The following is a 744-nucleotide window of genomic DNA, read 5'->3' on the forward strand; positions in this document are numbered from 1 at the left end:
ATTTAGCCACGGCCTATATGCTAATGAGTTAAATGAATTATCAACAAATAGCAATAATTTTCACCAAAACCATGCATCTGAAAATACATTAGTAGTGGAAGATGAATGTCTAAACATTACTGGTTTTTATTTCCGTGGAAATATGCTGTTTATCGATGATCAATTTGAAACTCCTGAGTATTCGCCAGACAGATGTATAACTATATATGATGCTAACCAGTTGGCAAGAAATATAACCAATACCTATTTGACTAAAGGTTATGTTGCTGCTCGTGTCAGTTTCTTACCACGGAATAGCAAAGGTGAATTGGGGTTAAATATAAATGAAGGGGTAGTCGAGCGTATAGAGGGGGGAGATAGAAGGGTTAATCATAAATTTCTTTTCCCCAATGTAGAGGGTAAGCCACTAAAACTCTCTAATATAGAACAAGCGATCGATCAAGCTAACCGATTACGCTCAAATAAAGTGAAGTTAGATGTGTTGCCGGGTAGTGTAGAAGGAATGTCTATTATTCGGATTAATAACACTGATGTTAAACCCTGGAGTGTAACCGCGTCAGTTAATAATTATGGTTATAAAAAAGTGGATGAATGGAAAGCAAACACTTCCTTGTCTTGGGATAGCCCATTAGGCTGGTCTGATTTCGTTAATTTTAATGTTAGTCGCACATTGGAAAACGCTAAAAAACGCTATAAACAAGAGTATTCATTATTTTATTCAGTGCCTTATGGTGATTTTACTTT

At 35.8% G+C, this 744-nt stretch carries 1 protein-coding gene; it reads left to right on the forward strand.

Features of this window, described 5'->3' with window-relative positions; translation table 11 throughout:
* Window positions 1-744, forward strand: a 744-nt coding sequence (locus V1952_RS22245) for a ShlB/FhaC/HecB family hemolysin secretion/activation protein (protein ID WP_420075597.1), incomplete at both ends; no start/stop codon positions are given.

It is taken from the genome of Yersinia sp. 2542 StPb PI (genome assembly GCF_048593855.1).
GTDB classification, from domain to species: domain Bacteria; phylum Pseudomonadota; class Gammaproteobacteria; order Enterobacterales; family Enterobacteriaceae; genus Yersinia; species Yersinia enterocolitica_E.